The 17,193-nt window shown below is 71.0% G+C and carries 14 protein-coding genes; 7 read left to right on the forward strand and 7 right to left on the reverse strand.

The features are described from left to right. Positions 1-3 precede the first annotated feature (3 nt). Together rplC and rpsJ are read right to left on the reverse strand one after the other, a co-directional pair. Positions 4-648, reverse strand: a complete 645-nt coding sequence (gene rplC, locus ACIQMU_RS04885; protein ID WP_003966960.1) for a 50S ribosomal protein L3 — start codon at positions 646-648, stop codon at positions 4-6. A gap of 14 nt (positions 649-662) precedes the next feature. Further along, positions 663-971, reverse strand: a complete 309-nt coding sequence (rpsJ, locus tag ACIQMU_RS04890; RefSeq protein ID WP_003948644.1) for a 30S ribosomal protein S10 — start codon at positions 969-971, stop codon at positions 663-665. Between the two features lie 1,008 nt (positions 972-1,979). On the opposite strand from rpsJ, the gene ACIQMU_RS04895 reads away from it, so the two are divergent. From ACIQMU_RS04895 to ACIQMU_RS04905, 3 genes are all read left to right on the forward strand, one after another. Further along, a complete protein-coding gene (locus tag ACIQMU_RS04895) occupies positions 1,980-3,449 on the forward strand; it encodes an LAETG motif-containing sortase-dependent surface protein (RefSeq protein WP_402688208.1) in 1,470 nt (489 codons plus the stop codon). Between the two features lie 449 nt (positions 3,450-3,898). Then, complete coding sequence (locus tag ACIQMU_RS04900) at positions 3,899-5,929, forward strand: PIG-L family deacetylase (RefSeq protein ID WP_402688252.1); 2,031 nt, start codon at positions 3,899-3,901, stop codon at positions 5,927-5,929. A 144-nt stretch (positions 5,930-6,073) separates the two neighbouring features. Continuing rightward, on the forward strand, positions 6,074-6,799 hold the full coding sequence (locus ACIQMU_RS04905) for a trypsin-like serine protease (RefSeq protein ID WP_352240232.1): 726 nt from the start codon (positions 6,074-6,076) through the stop codon (positions 6,797-6,799). 107 nt (positions 6,800-6,906) lie between these two features. Here ACIQMU_RS04905 and nshR read toward each other — a convergent pair whose 3' ends face one another. After that, positions 6,907-7,728 (reverse strand): NshR/TsnR family 23S rRNA methyltransferase, encoded by an 822-nt coding sequence (gene nshR, locus ACIQMU_RS04910; protein WP_352240231.1) that lies wholly within the window; start codon positions 7,726-7,728, stop codon positions 6,907-6,909. Positions 7,729-7,864: 136 nt separating this feature from the next. Then, complete coding sequence (locus ACIQMU_RS04915) at positions 7,865-8,209, reverse strand: hypothetical protein (protein ID WP_352240230.1); 345 nt, start codon at positions 8,207-8,209, stop codon at positions 7,865-7,867. A 274-nt stretch (positions 8,210-8,483) separates the two neighbouring features. Here ACIQMU_RS04915 and ACIQMU_RS04920 point away from each other — a divergent pair, with 274 nt between their 5' ends. After that, on the forward strand, positions 8,484-9,686 hold the full coding sequence (locus ACIQMU_RS04920; RefSeq protein WP_402688209.1) for a cytochrome P450: 1,203 nt from the start codon (positions 8,484-8,486) through the stop codon (positions 9,684-9,686). 127 nt (positions 9,687-9,813) lie between these two features. Here ACIQMU_RS04920 and ACIQMU_RS04925 read toward each other — a convergent pair whose 3' ends face one another. The 3 genes from ACIQMU_RS04925 to ACIQMU_RS04935 form a co-directional block, all read right to left on the reverse strand. After that, entirely contained in the window at positions 9,814-10,746 is a 933-nt protein-coding gene (locus ACIQMU_RS04925) for a lantibiotic dehydratase C-terminal domain-containing protein (RefSeq protein WP_352240228.1), read from the reverse strand. 10 nt (positions 10,747-10,756) lie between these two features. After that, positions 10,757-13,414: a lantibiotic dehydratase gene (locus ACIQMU_RS04930; RefSeq protein ID WP_402688210.1), complete on the reverse strand. Its 2,658-nt coding sequence runs from the start codon at positions 13,412-13,414 to the stop codon at positions 10,757-10,759. A gap of 334 nt (positions 13,415-13,748) precedes the next feature. Then, on the reverse strand, positions 13,749-13,892 hold the full coding sequence (locus tag ACIQMU_RS04935) for a thiocillin/thiostrepton family thiazolyl peptide (protein WP_078597647.1): 144 nt from the start codon (positions 13,890-13,892) through the stop codon (positions 13,749-13,751). Between the two features lie 143 nt (positions 13,893-14,035). On the opposite strand from ACIQMU_RS04935, the gene ACIQMU_RS04940 reads away from it, so the two are divergent. The 3 genes from ACIQMU_RS04940 to ACIQMU_RS04950 are packed head-to-tail and all read left to right on the forward strand — an operon-like array spanning position 14,036 to position 17,185. Next, the gene (locus ACIQMU_RS04940) at positions 14,036-15,151 is read left to right on the forward strand and encodes a hypothetical protein (RefSeq protein ID WP_402688211.1); all 1,116 of its coding nucleotides are present in this window, start codon (positions 14,036-14,038) and stop codon (positions 15,149-15,151) included. Positions 15,152-15,197: 46 nt separating this feature from the next. Beyond that, a complete protein-coding gene (locus tag ACIQMU_RS04945; protein ID WP_402688212.1) occupies positions 15,198-16,544 on the forward strand; it encodes a YcaO-like family protein in 1,347 nt (448 codons plus the stop codon). Continuing rightward, positions 16,541-17,185, forward strand: coding sequence for a TOMM precursor leader peptide-binding protein (locus ACIQMU_RS04950; protein WP_352240224.1), 645 nt, complete (start codon positions 16,541-16,543; stop codon positions 17,183-17,185). Before ACIQMU_RS04945 ends, ACIQMU_RS04950 begins: the two co-directional genes overlap by 4 nt. Positions 17,186-17,193: the final 8 nt, after the last annotated feature.

Here is a 17,193-nt window from a genome sequence, read left to right on the forward strand (position 1 = left end):
ACCTCAAGCCCCCTTGGCCGCGGTACGGACCAGGACGAGGCCGCCGTTCGGACCGGGGACCGCGCCCTTGATGAGGAGCAGACCCTTCTCCGCGTCAACCGCGTGGATGGTCAGGTTCTGGGTGGTGACGCGCTCGTTACCCATGCGGCCCGCCATGCGCATGCCCTTGAAGACACGCCCAGGGGTGGCGCAGCCACCGATGGAACCGGGGGAACGGTGCTTGCGCTGGGTGCCGTGCCCGGCGCCGAGGCCCTTGAAGTTGTGACGCTTCATGACACCGGCGAAGCCCTTGCCCTTGCTCTTGCCCGTGACGTCGACCTTGACGCCGGACTCGAACACCTCGGCAGTGACCTCCTGGCCCAGCGTGTACTCGCTGGCGTCAGGGGTGCGGAGCTCCACCAGGTGGCGGCGCGGGGTGACGTCGGCCTTGGCGAAGTGACCCTTGAGGGGCTTGTTCACCTTGCGCGGGTCGATCTCGCCGAAGGCGATCTGCACCGCTTCGTAGCCGTCGCTGTCGTTCGTACGGACCTGCGTCACGACGCACGGACCGGCCTTGACGACGGTCACCGGGACAACCCGGTTGTTCTCGTCCCAGACCTGGGTCATGCCGAGCTTCTCGCCCAGGACGCCCTTGATGTTCTTGCTCATCTCGGCCCGTCCCCTCAGAGCTTGATCTCGATGTCGACGCCCGCCGGCAGGTCGAGGCGCATCAGCGAGTCAACCGTCTTCGGCGTGGGGTCGAGGATGTCGATGAGGCGCTTGTGCGTGCGCATCTCGAAGTGCTCGCGAGAGTCCTTGTACTTGTGCGGCGACTTGATGACGCAGTACACGTTCTTCTCAGTGGGCAGCGGCACCGGGCCCGCGACCGACGCACCAGTGCGGGTCACCGTCTCGACGATCTTCTTCGCCGAGGAGTCGATGACCTCGTGGTCGTAGGCCTTGAGCCGGATGCGGATCTTCTGTCCCGCCATGGCTACTAGTAGTCCTGTCTCTCGTAACGCTCTGGAACCCAGGGGTTCTCTGGACTCCTCCTCCGACCCACGCGGTCGGGCGTGTCGCATCCCCTCTACGAAAATCTCCCGAAGAAGATCCCAACCAAGGGGGCGCGGGCCCTGAGACCGCGGAACCGGGGGCGGAACACCCACCGGGTGCCTGGCCGGCGCCCTGCATTGCTTCCCGGAAGATTCCCGTACGTCCGGCCCGTACAGGGCCGACGAGTACTGTGGGACTCGCTTCCGGTCCTCCCGGCGGGAGGCGCGCAGCATTGACACTCAACCGAGCAACCTGGTCAGTGTGCCATACGGGGCGCGGGCCTGGCCAATCGAGTCGGAAATCCTACCCCGCGCCGACGCGGACTCAAACGCGGGCGCGCATCCGGCGGCGCCGAGGGCCACGCGAACCCCTCTCCTCGCGCGCGCGTACCCCTGGGGGTACGGACCCGCTGGGCGTCGGGGGCGGATCGTGTCGGCGCGGGCGTCGCGGATTACGTCGGTGGCGGCGGGACATCCGTCGCGGATCACGCCGGCGGCGGAGGACGCCGTCGGCGGGCGGATCGCGGACCGGTCCCCTCCCCTCCCCCCTCCCCGCCGGCGCCCGGCGCGGGGCGGGCCGCGGCCGACGGGGATTCCGCTTCGAGCCCGGCGCACCCGCACCGGGCGTGCGCCGGGCTCGTCGGACGGCGCGCGAAACCGCAACTGCCCGCGACGAGCGGGGCGTTCGGCAGGCAGTCCGCCTCTCGGGGACGGTCCGGCCCACGACGGGCCGTCACCTCCCGCCTCCCCGGCACGGCTTGGTCTCAATAACGATTCTGATTCGGAACGCTTAAATGATGTCGACGATGAACATCGGACATCTTCCGCTTCATAGGATCTGCCCGTGCTCGCAGGGCACTTGAGACTGCTTTCGCGGCTCTCCCACCACGTACCTCGTGTGGCGCGCACGTCGCGCCCGAAGGACGAGCCGCACCGGAGGGGACTTCTGTGTTTTCACCTTTTTCAGCGTCCGTCGCGACCGGGCGAGGAACCGCCGGTCGCCGGATAGCCGCAACGGCGGCCGCGGTCGGTCTGCTGGCCCTGGGCTCCCTGGCCGGGGCCGGCAGCGCCTCGGCCGACGAGGACGACACCCATCACCAGGGGGGTGCGGTCGCCACTCTGGACGGGTTGAAGACGTTCGACTCGGCCCGCCTCGACACCGGTGACGGCAAGACCACCGACATCTCCGCGGGATTGTTCGAACTGAGCGTCGAGGGCGGTGGCCGACTGCAGACGTACTGCATCGACATCCACAACCCGACCCAGAAGAAGGCCAAGTACCTCGAAACGCCCTGGGGCCAGACGTCGCTCGGCGCGAACAAGGACGCCGGCAAGATTCTCTGGATCCTCAAGAACTCCTACCCGCAGGCCAGTGACCTGACGGCGCTCGCCCAGAAGGCGGGCGCCGGGGAGCTGGATGCCAAGACGGCCGCCGCCGGCACGCAGGTCGCCATCTGGCGGATCTCGGACGGCGCGAAGGTCGAGGCCAAGAACGAGCAGGCCGAGAAGCTCGCGGACTGGCTGGAGGCCGAGGCCCAGAACCTCCAGGAGCCGAAGACCTCTCTGACGCTGGACCCGAACGTGGTGTCCGGCAAGTCGGGCAGCAAGCTCGGTCCGGTGACCGTGCACACCGACGCCAACCAGGTGTCCGTCGCCGCCAACGCCGACGCCTCGGCGGCCGGCGTCAAGGTGACCGACAAGGACGGCAAGCCCGTCACGTCGGCCGTCAACGGCACCGAGCTGTACTTCGACGTTCCCGCGGGCGCGGCCGACGGCACGGCCTCGCTCACGACCAAGGCGACCACGCAGGTCCCGGTCGGCCGGGCGTTCGCGAGCGCGAGCAAGAGCCAGACCCAGATCCTGGCCGGCTCCACCGAATCCACGATCACCGCGGACGCGACCGCGAACTGGGCCACGAAGGGCGCCATCCCCGCGGTCACCGCCGAGAAGAACTGCGCCAAGAACGGCGTCGACGTCACGGCCGCCAACGAGGGCGACACCCCCTTCACCTTCGAGCTGGCCGGTGCCGAGCACACGGTCGGCGCGGGTGAGTCCAAGACCGTGACCGTGCCGGTCGGCGAGGACGAGGCGTACGACATCACCGTCACCGGGCCCAACGGCTTCTCGGAGCGCTTCCAGGGTGTCCTGGACTGCGAGACCCAGGGCACGCCCGCCCCGAGCACGAGCGGTGGCGGCGGGGAGACCCCCTCCTCCAGCCCGAGCCCGAGCGAGGACGGCGGCACGACCGGTGCCACGACCGGCGACACCACGACCGGCGGCACGACCGGCGGCGGTGACCTCGCGGAGACCGGTGGCTCCAGCGCCACTCCGGTGATCGCGGGCATCGCGGTGGCCCTGGTGGCCCTGGGCGCCGGAGCGGTGTTCATGCTCCGCAGGAAGAAGACCGCGGGTCACTGACCAGCGGCTGACCGACAGACCGGGCCCGGCACGCGGAACGCGTGCCGGGCCCGGTCGCGTCCCAGGGGGCGGCCCGGACGCCGCTCCGGGCCCGGCTTCCCTGATCAGGCCCCGGCGGTGCGCTCCCGCCCGCTTCCGTGCCCGCCGCCCGCACGGCGGAACCGCTCGCCCCCGGCGCCCTCCCTGCGGGACCGCCCCTCCGTACGCACCCCCGTCCTCCCGGCGGGACCGCCCTCTGTGCGCGATCCCGCCCATCGGCCGGGCAACCCGCTCGCCCCGATCCCCGTCTACTCCCCCGCGGGTGCGGCCCGGTCGGCCGATGACCCGCGCGGACATCAGGGGAGTACGCAGGACGGGGCGACCGCTCGCCCGCTGCGGGGGAAGCGGACGGAGCACGTGGCGTGACGAATCGACCTGCCCTGCCGGAAACCGGGGCGCCCCGGACCGGCGTGCCACGGCGTACGGCCCTGCTCGCCGCCGGGACCACCGCCGCGACGGCCGGGCTCGCCGGGTGCTCGGTCCCGGCTCCCCGCCGCCGGAACCCGGCCCCCGACCCCGCGCCCGGCCTCGCCATAGCCGGCACCCGGCGGGCGCGGGTCATGCAGGTGCTGGCCCACCCCGACGACGACCTGTACTTCATGAACCCGGACACCCGCGAGGCCCTCGACGCCGGGACCCCCGTGGTCTGCGTCTATCTCACCGCGGGCGAGGCCGACGGCCGCAACAGGATTCCCGGGGGCCCCCGCCCGGCGCCCGACCGTTCCGCGTACTCCTCCGCCCGGCACCAGGGCCTGCGCCAGGCGTACGCCGAGCTGCTCGGACTCGACCGGTTCACCCCCTGGCAGAAGTCCGTGCTCACGCTGGACGGCGGCCACCGGGCCGAACTGAACGTGCTGGCCGACGGGGTGCGCCGGGTGGAGCTGGTCTTCCTCAACACCGCGATGCACACCGGGCGCGGCCGTCTCGGGCTGCCCAGTCTCTGGCGGGACCGGCGGCTGGTGCTGCGTACGGTCGTCGCGGACGGCTCGCCGCTGGAGCGGGCCGGTTCGTATACGTACGAGTCCCTGATCGACGTCCTCGTCGGGCTGCTGGACAGCTACCGGCCGACCGTCGTGCACACCCTCGACCCCGACCCGGACCTCCAGTTCAGCAGCGAGTACGAACGGCGCAGGGACAGCGAGCAGCGCGGCTACTCCGACCACGCCGACCACACCGCGGCCGGGTGCTTCGCCTGGGCCGCCCTGATCCGCTGGGTAGCGGCGGCGACGAGGCGCGGGGAGGCGGTGCCCGCGTTCGTCGTCGCGGCGTTCCGCGGGTACTACAACCGGCACTGGCCCAAGAACCTGCCGCCCGCGGTGCTGGAGCGGAAGGCCGCCCACCTCGTCCCGTACGGCGGCGCGCCCGACTGGGAGTGCGGCAACCCCTCGGGGTGCGGTGACTACAACGTCGGCGGCGACCGGCCCCTGACCAACCGGAAGGGCTGGGTCCGCTCCACCCACCACCGCTACCCGGGGCCCCGGACCGTGGTCGCCGCCGGCCCCGACGGGCGGCTGACCGTGTACGGGGTGCTGGGGCTGCGGGCCGTGCGGTGGAGGGAGAGCGCCCCGGGCAGCGGAATCGCACAGGCTCCGGACGATCTCGGCGGCGGTCCGCTCGCCCCGGTGCTGGGCTCCGCGACGACCGCGGACGGACGGCAGTTGCTGTTCGGGCTGCGGTTCGCCGCGCTCGGCGGGCACGGCGCGGACAACGAGCGCGAGATCGTGCTCCTGGAACAGCGTTCCCCGGGCGGCGGCTTCCGTGCCTGGCGGGGTCTCGGCAACCCCGCCGCCGGCCGCGACCACGGCCGCCGCATCGGGGCGCCGGTGGCCGTCGCCGCACCGGACGGCCGCGTCCACCTCTTCGTCCGCAACGCGGAGAAGGGGCTCAGCACCCGGGTGCGCGACGCGGGCACCGGACGCTGGAGCGACTGGCGCGACATGGGCGGCGGCGAGGTGCAGGACGGAGCGACCGCGGTCGTGGACGCGGCGGGGCGCGTCCACGTGTACGCGGCCGGGCACCATGCCGTGCACCACTGGACCCAGGACGCCCCGGACACGGACGTCACCGCGCGTACCCAGCTCACCGACGCCCCCGTGCCGGCGCACGCGCCCGGCGCGCTCCCGGCGCCCGACGGGTCCGTGGAGCTGTACTACCGGCCGGAAGCGCGGGCGCGACTCGCCGTCGTACGGCCCGGCTCGGCCCCCGCGCCCGCGTTCGGCGGCTACGGTCCGGTGTCCGCCGCCGCCTCACCGAGCGGCCCGGTCCTGCTCGGCCGGTCCGCGGAGGGCCGCATCCACGTGCGTACCGCCGAGGGCACCGCCGTACGGTCCCGGGGGCCGGTCGCCCTGGACGGCGCCGTCCTGCACCTCGGTGCGGCGGGCGGGCGGCCCGTCGTCGTGGGGCTCGGGCCGGACGCCCTGCCGTGGGTGTGGCGGCCGTAGCGCCGAGTCTCCGTCAACTCCCGCCCCATAAGGCCGCGTTATGGCCAAACGTTAGTACCCCGGCCTCGTCGCGCTCCGGCACCCTGTTGCCCACCATCCCCCACGGACACGCCCACCCAGGCGTGTCGCGCGAAACGAGGAATCATGCGTATATCCCGGCTCGTGCCCGCTGCCGCCGCCGCGGCGGCCTGCGTCCTCGCCCTCTTCGCACCGTCCGCCTCCGCCGCCCCCGAGCCCCCGCTGCGGGACGCCCCGCCGCCGACCACCCAGATCATCGGCGGCGGCTACGCGCAGAACGCCCCGTGGGCCGCGCGCCTCTTCTCCAACGGCAGGGAGACCTGTTCGGCGACGATCATCGCGCCCACCTGGATCCTCACCGCGAAGCACTGCGTCACCGGCGGCGGTCTGTCGTTCCGCATCGGCAGCCTGGACCAGCACAGTGGCGGCACGGTGGCCAACGGGGTCCAGACCTACACCCACGGTTCGGACCTGGCCCTCGTCCGGCTGGACCGCTCGGTGCAGGCCACCTACTCCCGCCTCGGCCAGCCGGGTTCGGTCCGCGTGGGACAGAACGTGCAGGTCTGGGGCTGGGGTGCGACCTCCCGGTGCGGCTCCGAGGCCAACTGCCAGTCCCGCTACCTGAAGGTGGCCAACGTGACGGTCACCGGCGGCTGCGGTGACGCGTACGGCGGCTCGGCGATCTGCGCCCGCCGGGGCGACGGCATCACCGCCGGCGGCGACTCCGGCGGCCCCATGACGGCGAACGGCATCCAGGTGGGCGTCGCCTCCACCAGCGACCGGCAGACCACGACGGCGTACACGAACGTCACGGCCTACCGCTCGTGGATCCAGTCGGTGGCGGGCGTCTGACCGGACGCCCCGTCGAACGGCAGGGCCCCGGTACCTCTCCGCTCCGAGGTACCGGGGCCCTGCCGTGCCGTCCGCTCCGCGTCCGGCGACGCTCGCGTCAGGACGGCTCAGCGTTTACCGGTGGCCGGCGGGGCGAGATTCCGGTGGGCCCGCCCGTGCAGCGCGATTCCGGCCGACACGGAGACGTTGAGCGACTCGGCGGCGGGGTTCATCGGAATCGACACGGATTCCGTGACGATGCCGGAAAACTCTCCGGAGGGGCCCGTCTTCTCGCTGCCGAACATGAGGACGACACGTTCCTCGACGCCGCCGAGGTCACCGACGGTGAGATCCCCGTCCGCCTCGAAGACCACGGGCCGCATTCCGCCGTTCTTGACGAACTGGAGCGCTTCTTCCCGTGAGACGAGAACGATCGGGAGGGAAAAGACATATCCCCGGCTGGCCCTGATCAGCCGCCGGTCGGCGATGGTGCCGAGATCGCTGTCCACGAGGACGATGCCCGAGGCGCCGAGCGCGAAAGCGGTCCGCACGATGGCGCCGATGTTGCCGACGATCTTGACGCCGTCGAGCAGGACGAGGTCGCCCGGCCGGTCGGCGAGGTCCGCGAGACGGTGGGGCCGCGGGACCCGGGCGAGACCGAAGACCTTCGGCTTCTTCTCGGTCTTGAAGACCTGGTTGGCCACCGGTGCCGCGAGCAGCCGGACCGGGATCTCGCGCTGGGCGCACAGGTCGAGCAGCTCGCCCGGCACGGTCACGGTGTCGAGCCCGTAGAGCTCGATGAATTCCACTCCGGCCCGGATGCTCTGCAGCAGGGGCTCGATGTCCTCGATCAGCACCGTTTTGACAACGGACCTTGAATGCTTCGTGACATCGATGATGCGCTGCACGGCGGGATCTGAACGTTCAGTGATGACGTCAAGGCTGGGCATCAAGGGAACATAGCACGCGCGCCGCACCACTTGTCCTACGAGATGTGCCGCTCACGAACCCGCGCTGAATGGCCCGCGTCGAACGTGCGAAAGGGCGCCGCACCATGGCCGCGCCGCACTCGCCGGGGCCCCGCGACTACGCCTCTCCGCCTTCCAGGGCGATACCCAGACCGGCCAGCGTCTCGTGGACGCTCTTGCCCTCGGCCGTCGCCTCCAGCGCGAATCCGCCCACGGAGGTCGGGGGGTAGCCGATGAGGTCGATCACCTGGCTGACCTTGTAGATGCCCGGCATCTGGTCGGCCCGGTCCCACAGGTAGACCGCACCCCAGAGCTGGCGGCCGGCGTCGGAGAACCATGCCTTGAGCCGCATGCCGTCGAGCTCCGAGTAGGCGTCCACGGCATAGTCCCGGAGGTAGTCCCGAAGGCTCTCCACGGTGGCTTCCGACTTCTTCAGATCCCACATGACAATCGAAAGATACATAGCTCGACCCCCTGATCCGCAACTTCTTCTGACCCCGCGAACATCATCTCGACCACAGGGGAAACACGATACGGCCGCATGACGAATCCGCCATCGAAAAAGGGAGAATAACCCCTTGACCGGCCCTGTGTCATTCCCCCGCAGACCTCATCGGAATTACCGTACGGAACTCCGCGAGCCTATCCTCGTACCCCAATGGAACAAAGCTTCAATTTGCCTCTCCGTTTGGATAGTATCCAGGAAATCAACCTCTGGGCCAGCAGCGGAGAGCACTGTGACCGACCGTCAGGACAGCACCTATCCCCACCCCCGGACCTGCCCGCTCCAGCCTCCGCGGGAGTACGCCTCCCTGCGCGCCGAGCAGCCGGTCGGCCAGGTCACCCTGGCCTCCGGGCGGACGGCCTGGCTGCTCACCCGGCACGAGCACATACGCCAGTTGCTCGCGAGCCCGCACGCCAGCTCGAACCTGGCCGACCCGGGCTACCCGCTCCACTTCGACGCGCCGCCGGAAGTCATGGAGCAGCTGCGGCCGGTGATGCTGGCCATGGACCCACCGGTGCACACCGCACAGCGCAAGATGGTGATCCCGGAGTTCACCGCCAAGCGGGTGCTCCGACTGCGGCCCCGCATCGAGGAGATCGTGGACGAGTGCCTCTCCGCGATGCTCGCCGCCGAGGGGCCGGTCGACCTGGTCGAGGCGCTGGCCCTGCCCGTGCCGTCGCTGGTGATCTCCGAGCTGCTGGGGGTGCCGTACGACGACCGCGCGTTCTTCCAGGACCGCACCAGGAAGCTGGTCTCGGTCGACGTGGACCCGCAGGAGCGCAACAGCGCGCACCAGGAGCTCCACGAGTACTTCGCCGGGCTGGTCGCCGCCCAGGAGGAGAACCCCGGTGACGACCTGCTCGGCAGGCTCGTCGTGCGGAACCGCGAGACCGGCACGTTCGACCGCGCGGAGCTCATCGGAATGGCCAACGTCCTGCTCGTCGGCGGTTTCGAGACCACCGCGAACATGATCTCGCTCGGTGTGGTGGGCCTGCTGGAGAACCCCGACCAGCTGGCCAGGCTCAAGGCCGATCCCGAACTGGCGCCGCAGGCCGTCGACGAACTGCTCCGCTACTTCAGCATCGCCGACCAGGTGACCTCCCGCGTCATGACGGCCGACATCGAGATCGGCGGGGTGCTCATCCGGGCCGGCGAGGGCGTCATCGGGCTCAGCGCCTCCGGCAACCACGACGAGGCCGTGTACGCCGACCCGGAGCGGCTGGACTTCGAGCGCGGCGGCAGGCACCACCTGGCCTTCGGCCACGGCATCCACCAGTGCATCGGGCAGAACCTCGCCAAGCTGGAGCTGGAGGTCGTCTTCAACGCCCTGCTCGCCCGTATCCCGGGCCTGAAGCTGGCGGCCCCGGTCAGCGAGCTGCCGTTCAAGGACAGCATGGGCGTGTACGGGCTGCACAAGCTTCCCGTGACCTGCTGAGACGCCCGAGAACGCACCGCCGAAGGCGCCTTCGGCCGGGCGGAGCCCCCCGGGGGAGGCTCCGCACCGGCCGAAGGCCCGCCCGGTTCCGGCACCGCCGCGGCCGTCCGGCCGGCCGGACGCGGGCCTACTGCGCCGCGAGGTCATCGAGCCCGCGACGCAGCAGGTAGGCGACGAGCCCCTCGGCGGCGGGCACCAGCCCCAGCCGGTTGTTGGTGGTGTGGATGTAGTTCGAGAGGCAGCCCGGGTACGGGGTGCCGTCGAGCAGCAGTTCGCGGGCGTCGCTGTCCGGTCGCGCACCGCACACCGCACGCGCGCGTGCGGTGGCCTCCACCGACATGGCGTGGAACACGTCGTCGGTGACCGCGCCCCGCCAGACCGAGGCGCACAGGCCGGTGATCTGCGCCGAGACCCCTTCGTACAGCTGCGGCCATGCCTGGTGCACGGCCTCCGGCGCGTACGCGCGCCACCACTCCTCGTACTCCTGGAGGAAGACCGCGGCCGCCGCCGGACCGAAGCCGGCCCCGTGGAGGAACATCGCCATGACGCGTGCGGCCTCGCCGATCGGCGCCCGCCGCGCCGCCACCCACTCCCGCGGCTGGCCGGCCAGCAGGTCCAGGACCGCCACCGACGACTTCCGGAAGACGGTCTCGGCGATCTCCACCCCCTGCGCTCCCCCGTACTTGCGGTACTCGGGGGCGTACGGCACCCGGTCGAGCGAGCCGAGGGGGCGGCCCTCGGCGGAGGTCTCCTTCTCCAGGCGCGCGAGCTCGTCCTGGAGGGTCAGTCCGAGTGCGTACTCCTCCTGTGCCTCGGCCCCGAACTCGGGCATGGCACGGGCCAGGCCGGCCACGACCCGCTCGGCCGCATCGGCCGATCCGGCGCCGGGACCGCAGCGCATGCGCAGCCGCAGATGGGGGCCGCCCTGCCAGTACCGCAGGAAGAAGAAGTGGTCCTGGAGACCTTCGTCGCGGAGCAGTGGGTACACCACGTCGCACAGGAGGGGCGTGTGCAGGGAGTGCGGCACGTAGAAGTGCACCACCCGCCATTCGTGCGTCACGGTCGGCCCACTACTTGTCGGTGCATAGTTCAACGAAGAACTCCTCTGCTGCGTTCCAGCCCGTCTCCGGGCCGTAGTCGTCCACCGAAGGAAGGCACTCGCGGATCGACACGAGCACATCGCCGCGCGACAGCGCGGACTTCGCGAAGCTCCGGACCAGGTAGGGGTTCCGGAAGTCGACGTACATCGGCTTGTGGACGCTGGCGCGGCGCAGGTGCGCGTAGTCGGCCCACTGGCGGGTCACCTTCCGGCTGCGCCCGGCCATCACGTCGCGCTCCTCCGGCGTCTGGCACAGCACGAAGGCGTGCCGGGGCAGACCGCGCGAGCGGCGCCACGCGTCGAAGGCCATGAGGGCCTGGAAGTCGTCCCGGCTCAGGTCCTGGAGCATGGGGATGTCGGCGGCGGCCACGTTCCAGGAGCGGCGGTCGGCCACGACGTCGCCGACGACCAGACGCGGCACGCTCTCTCCGTACGCCACGGGTCCGCCCGAGTCCCGGATGTCGTCCAGGGGCTTCCACAGATAGCGGTTGGACGGGGAGAGAGCCTCCAGCAGGCGGTAGAGCAGCGGTACGCCGACGGGGGTCATGAAGTTCATGGGTACGAGGTCGATTACCTCCCGCGCCTCCGGGTCCCACAGACGCAGCGACCGGGTGTCCGGGTCGGCGCGGACCTCCAGGCGGTCCAGTCCGTACACGGTGCGCTGCTCGCCGAGCGACACCGCGCCCGGGTAGTTCACCACCCGCGGGGTCACGGACGGGTGCAGGTTGAAGTTGAATCCGAGCACCGAGTTGAGGTCGGTCTGGCCGGGGAAGCGGCGGGCGAGGTGCGCGCACTGCGCCTCGGGCAGCGACCAGTCGTCGCTGCCCCGGGTGAAGGAGCCGAACCGCGAGAAGTAGACGCCGTAGCCGGTGAGCAGTCCGTTGACGACCAGCGTCCGGTCGCGGCCCGGCAGGACGCCGCGCGCGAACTGTGCCCGGAAGGTCACGGACTCGGTGTCCAGCAGGTCGTTCACCCCGTCGCAGGCGCGCTCGATGTCGGCCGGGTCCAGGTGGACGGTGCCGTCCCCGGGCACGAGTCCCGCGCGGACGGTGTCCAGGGCCTTCGCGCGCTGCGCGGTGTAGACGGCGACGGCCGGCACGTCGCGGCCCATGAAGACATCGGTCTGTTCCTGGTCGGTGAGCGAGGAGAAGGCCCTGAAGAAGTCCAGGAAGGGCATGGAGACGCGGTCGCCGAGCACCTTGGTGGCGAAGGCGTGCAGACCGATGCGCTTCACCTGGCCGTTGTCCAGCATCGTCGCCAGCCGCCAGAGGCCGGTCAGGGCGGGCAGGCTCCGCTCGACGGTCGGCAGGTGCCAGGACCGGGGCGCGGTGGTGGCGGGCGTGTCCTCGAAGACCGGTGATTTCAGGACGTCCTCGGGGGGCGGCGACACCTTGCACAGTGCGGCGATGCCGCCGATCGCCGCGTACGCCGCGTCGAGCAGGCGCTGGCGTTCGGCGGCCCCGGCCCGGGCGAAGTCCGTCTCCAGTTTCCGGAGGGCGCCGAAGTGTTCGCGCAGCGCGGCCGTCTCCGGTGTGCCGCCGGCGGCGAGCGTCGCTTCGAGCTTCGCCGAGTAGTCCGGGTCGTGGTCGTCGATCTCCGGGCGGAAGAAGAGGACGCCGGCCCGGATCAGGCCGTGCACGACGTCGCGGCTCGCCTTCTCCTGGCCGGTGACCGCGGTGAGTTCACGCAGCACCGGGGCGGCGGGGGCCGAGCCGTCGGGCATCGCGGTGAGCAGCGCGCCGAAGATCGCCTCCCGGCGGATCCGCAGCACGGTCTCGGTGGCCATCTTCCCGTCCTCGCGGGTTCCGGGGGCCACGCCGACGAACTCGATCGACTCGGGCCCGGCCCGCAGGGTCGAGTTCAGCACCAGGTGGCCCGACTCCAGGCCGCCCGGGATGCGCGGCAGTGCGGCGAGCACCCAGTTGACGAGCAGCCGGTTCAAGGTGGTGACCGACTCGGTCGGTCCCGGTGCGCGGCGGGCGGGGGCTCCGGCGGCCGGATCGTCCGGGGGGAAGGCGCCGATCTCGGTGAACCGGCCGAAGGGCGAGGGCTTGAGGGCGGCCCGGTAGGCGAAGTTGACCAGGGAGGACTCCCGCAGCCGGGCCTTGCTCGGCTTGAGGGAGGCGGGGTCATCGCCGGCGACGAAGTCGCGCAGGCCGCGGTAGAGGCGGTCGCCGGAGAGCTGGATGCTCAGGGCCATCGCGTCGTGCTCGAAGAGCGCGCGGAAGCCCTGGGAGGCATGGGTCTTCTCGTTCTCCAGCGCCTGGGCGGCGGCTTCCTCGCACTTCTCGGCGCGGAGTCCGAGCGCACACCAGCTCTCGGTCTCGGCGAGTATCGCGGGGTTCAGGTGCGGACGGAGCGCCCCGAGGCATGCCGCCGCCCGGTCGTGCCGCAGGTTGTGCACGTCGCGCCGCAGCCGGATGAGGCCGGCCCGGACGTCGTCGCCGAGCACGGGCACCAGTTCGCCGAGGCGGTCGGCCAGGCCGGCCGCGCGCTCGGCGATCTCCTCCCGCAGGGCCTCCAGCTCGTCGATGCGCGGCCAGGCGGCGGCGAAGGACATCCCCTTGAGTTCATCCAGGGGGAGTCTGCTCCGCCGGTAGACGACATACGGACTGATCTTCACACCCATGGGAATCCCCCAACTTCGTCACGCGGGCCCGGTTCACCGTGGCGTGCGGACGTCAGGGCCGGGCCGCGGAGGCGGGTCCCTGCCGTGCGGAGTCCGCCTGTCATCCACCGAGCCGGTCGGTTCGCGCTCTGCCTACACATACGAAGGATCCGGCCGGGCGGGGCGTCCGGTGCCCCGCTCGGCGGTGGCGCCCGCTCGGCGATGGCGTCCGCCGCCGGGGCACGCCGAACCGGAATTACCCCGTCCTCGCCCGTCCGGACCATTTCTCCAGAACTATAGAAAGCCACCGCCGAGGTGCACCTCGACGGTGGCTCAACTATTCCCTGCCCTTAATTCAGGACGAGGACGACGAGGAACTCGTCGAAACGCTGGTGGTCGTGCACGAGGCCGCCATCACCTGCGCCAGGTCATCGTTCTCACCGGCACCCGCAATGAGGTCCGAGATCTCGAGGACATCGAGTTCGATCTGCTGCTCCATTGGTAACACCCCCTCCCGTTGATGTGCCTTGAACCTATCCAGCAATTTGATCACCATGCAAGGGACACCAATGTGGCGTACGTCACGTCGATTATGGGGTTCCTGGGGCTTGACCGTCAGGGTTATGGTCGCATCAAGATCGCGTGACGGCATATGTATGCCGGCTCTATCCGGGGGGCTCACTCGTGCATTTCTTTGCCACCATCCCGCAGCCTGATGGTTCAAATTACAACGAAACTTTCGCCCCCCTGATCCGCGCGCTGTTCGCGCCCGAGCGCGTGGCCCGGCACGGCCCGTACTACTTCGTCCGCACCCGGGACGCGCGCCTCGGCGCGGAGGCCCTCCAGATCAGCGTCGACGGGGTGACGGACCCGGACGCCTTCCGCGAGGAGCTGCGAAGCATCGTCCAGCGGCACGGCCACACGGCGCGCGTCGAGGAGATTCCCCTGGTCGAGGCCCCGTCGCCGCTGTGGAACGCCGGGTTCGCGGGACCTGGGTTCGAGGCCGCGTCCAAGCGGCTCTTCCAGCGGGCCGCGCCGGTTCTGGTCGCGTTCCTGAACCGGTCGGCGGTCAGCGGTTCCGCCCTGCCCGCCGCCCTGGGCGCCCTTCGCCTCATGGTCGCCCACACGCGAGCGACATTGCTGAACTCCCCGCAGCGGAATCTGCCCTACCAATTCGGTGACCTGCTGTCGTTGCGACTGCTGAGCTACCGGTCGCATTACGAGGCGATCTACCTGCGCACCAAGAACCCGGATTCCTTCGAGGCCGCCTGTGCCCGCTTCTACGAACAGGCCGGGCCGGCCGTCCGGGAATTCATCGCCGCCTGCGGCGACCCTGACGCCGAACACCTGGACGACCTACCGGCAGAGCAATGGACCGGATTCGTCAAGGCTGGAACCAGCCAACTGGCCGAAACTTTTCTCCATGGCTCCATCATCAATGCCGGAGAGACACTAGAGGACCTCGTGCAGAAGCGAGGCGGCCCGGTCGAGCCCACGCGTTTCCACACCCCGCCGAGTCCTGAACTGGACGCCCTGATGCATCGCGACACCGACTTCCTGGCGTTCCGCATGCAGACCAGCCTGCTCTACAGCTCCCTCTATTCACTCGGCTTCAGCCTGGCCGAGCGATACGTCTTCTGCTACGTCGTCGCGCGCGCGAACGAAGAAGTCCGCGGAAGGTCCATGGCCGAGCTCCAGAGCGACCTGGACGACCTGGCCAGAAGCATGGCGCCGGTCTCGGCGAAGACCGCCGGCTGACGCGGCGCGCGCACGGGGACCACACGACCGCAGGAAGAAGAACCACATGTATCCGAACAGGCACCAGGAGCACATCCCGGCCGAGCTGCGCGCTCTGGAGCAGCTCGTCTCTCCGTACGGTCTGGTCTCCCGCACCGCGCCACTGCCGGTCCGCGAGGGCGAGCCGCCCTTCGCGGTCCAGCTCGCCTACCTGGGCGTCCCGTCCCGCGCCCTCGGCAACCTCCGCACCTGGGCCCACGACGAGGACACCGGCAACTCCGACGGCGCGGGCACCGGCCTCACGCCCGAACGCGCCAAGCTGATCTCCGTCGCGGAGGCGCTGGAGCGGTACTCCACGTGCGCGTGGAACGACGACGAGATGGTGGTCGCCGCCGAGAGTGACCTCAGCGAGGAATGCGTGTCGCCCTCGCGGTGGCCGCGGTGCTCGCCCACCGAACTGGCCCACCCGGACTCACGCCTGAGCGCGTACGACCCGTCGGTGCCGATCCGCTGGGTGCGCGCCTGGTCGCTCACCCGGCAAGTGCCCGTGCTGGTACCGGCGATCTCCGTCTACCTGCACATGCCCTACCAGTCACCGTCCGAGGAGTTCATCCGCGGCATCACCACCGGGGCCGCCGTCCACTCCGACGTGCGCACAGCCGTCCTCGGAGGGCTCCTGGAGGTCGTCGAGCGGGACGCCATCGCCCTGGTCTGGCTCCAGCGGCTGCGGCTGCCCGAACTGGTCGTGGACCCGGAAGCGCTCGGCGCCGGCGCCCGGGAACACCACCGGGTCGGCACCTCGACGGACCTGCGGGTACGGCTGTTCGACGCGACGACCGACTTCGGCGTCCCGGTCATCTACGGGGTGCAGCTCGCCGACGCCGACCCCACGCTCGCCCAGATCGTCGCCGCCACCTGCGACGTCGACCCGGAGCGGGCACTGGGCAAGATCTACCGCGAACTCTCCTCGCTGCGCGTGGCGTTGCGCGGATACGTATCCGCCCACGCCGGGCGCACCCCCGACCCCGCCAAGGTGAGCGTCGTCGGGGGCGCCGTCCACAACGCCTCGCCCGACCGGCGCCACGTGTTCGATTTCCTGCTGGACGGCGAGCGCCCGGCACACGGGCTCGACGGCATGCGGGGCCTGCCCGCGGAAGCGGACCCGCTGGACACCGTGGTCGACCGGCTCGCGGCACGCGGCGCCGAAGTGCTCGTCGCGGACATCACCACGGACGAGGCCCGCCAGGTGGGCATGCGGGCCGTGAAGGTCCTGGTCCCCGAGGCCATGCCCGTCTCGTTCGTGCACGGCGAGCGCTACCTCGGCACCCCGCGCCTCTACGACGCCCCTCGCGCGATGGGCCACCCGAGCCACGCCGAGGAAGCGGTCAACCCCGTGCAGCAGCCGTTCGCATGAGCGAGAAGGACGAGAAGGAGCAGGGCAGTATGTCGCACGCACCGCGTCCGCAGTGCCTGTACCTCGTACAGGACACCTTCGGCCGAAGGCTCACGGAACACCGCGGTGTCCCGCCGGAGCAGCAGCTGTCCTACGCGGACTTCGCGAGCACCCCGGCGCCGCGGGCGGACGTCGTCGTCGCCGTGCACTCCGGCGGCGACCCGGACCTCCGCGACGAGGTCGACCGGATCTGCGCGGAACGGAACACGCCGTCGATCGGCCTCCAGCTGCTGCCGACCAGGATCGTCTGCGGGCCCGCGGTGGTCCCGGGCCGGACCGCGTGCTACGCCTGCTTCCGCAAGCGCGCCGCCCAGCACGCCGGCACCGCGCGCCCGTACGACATGGACGCCGCCGTGTCCGGGCTGCCCGAGGGGTTCGGTCCGCACCACGTGTCCGTCGCCTCCGGCCTCCTGGAACTCGCGCTGGCCGAGATCGCCGGGGGCGTCACCGGAATCGGCGGCACCGTGCGCGCCTTCCAGCTCGTCACGGGAGCCGTCTCGGCCTCGGCGACCGTGTCGGTGAACCTCTGCCCGCGGTGCGGGGGCCGGTTCTCGCGGGCACGTGCCGACCGCATGCTGCCGTTCCCGGAACTACTGCGGTAAAGAAGGAT

This window comes from Streptomyces sp. NPDC091649, from assembly GCF_044756785.1.
GTDB lineage: Bacteria > Actinomycetota > Actinomycetes > Streptomycetales > Streptomycetaceae > Streptomyces.

What these genes read in the sequence shown, in the direction of transcription:
- rplC (WP_003966960.1), bottom strand. Translation starts at nt 648, where the DNA reads ATGAGCAAGAACATCAAGGGCGTCCTGGGCGAGAAGCTCGGCATGACC.
- rpsJ (WP_003948644.1), bottom strand. Translation starts at nt 971, where the DNA reads ATGGCGGGACAGAAGATCCGCATCCGGCTCAAGGCCTACGACCACGAG.
- ACIQMU_RS04905 (WP_352240232.1), top strand. Translation starts at nt 6,074, where the DNA reads ATGCGTATATCCCGGCTCGTGCCCGCTGCCGCCGCCGCGGCGGCCTGC.
- nshR (WP_352240231.1), bottom strand. Translation starts at nt 7,728, where the DNA reads ATGCCCAGCCTTGACGTCATCACTGAACGTTCAGATCCCGCCGTGCAG.
- ACIQMU_RS04915 (WP_352240230.1), bottom strand. Translation starts at nt 8,209, where the DNA reads ATGTATCTTTCGATTGTCATGTGGGATCTGAAGAAGTCGGAAGCCACC.
- ACIQMU_RS04930 (WP_402688210.1), bottom strand. Translation starts at nt 13,414, where the DNA reads ATGGGTGTGAAGATCAGTCCGTATGTCGTCTACCGGCGGAGCAGACTC.
- ACIQMU_RS04935 (WP_078597647.1), bottom strand. Translation starts at nt 13,892, where the DNA reads ATGGAGCAGCAGATCGAACTCGATGTCCTCGAGATCTCGGACCTCATT.
- ACIQMU_RS04945 (WP_402688212.1), top strand. Translation starts at nt 15,198, where the DNA reads ATGTATCCGAACAGGCACCAGGAGCACATCCCGGCCGAGCTGCGCGCT.
- ACIQMU_RS04950 (WP_352240224.1), top strand. Translation starts at nt 16,541, where the DNA reads ATGAGCGAGAAGGACGAGAAGGAGCAGGGCAGTATGTCGCACGCACCG.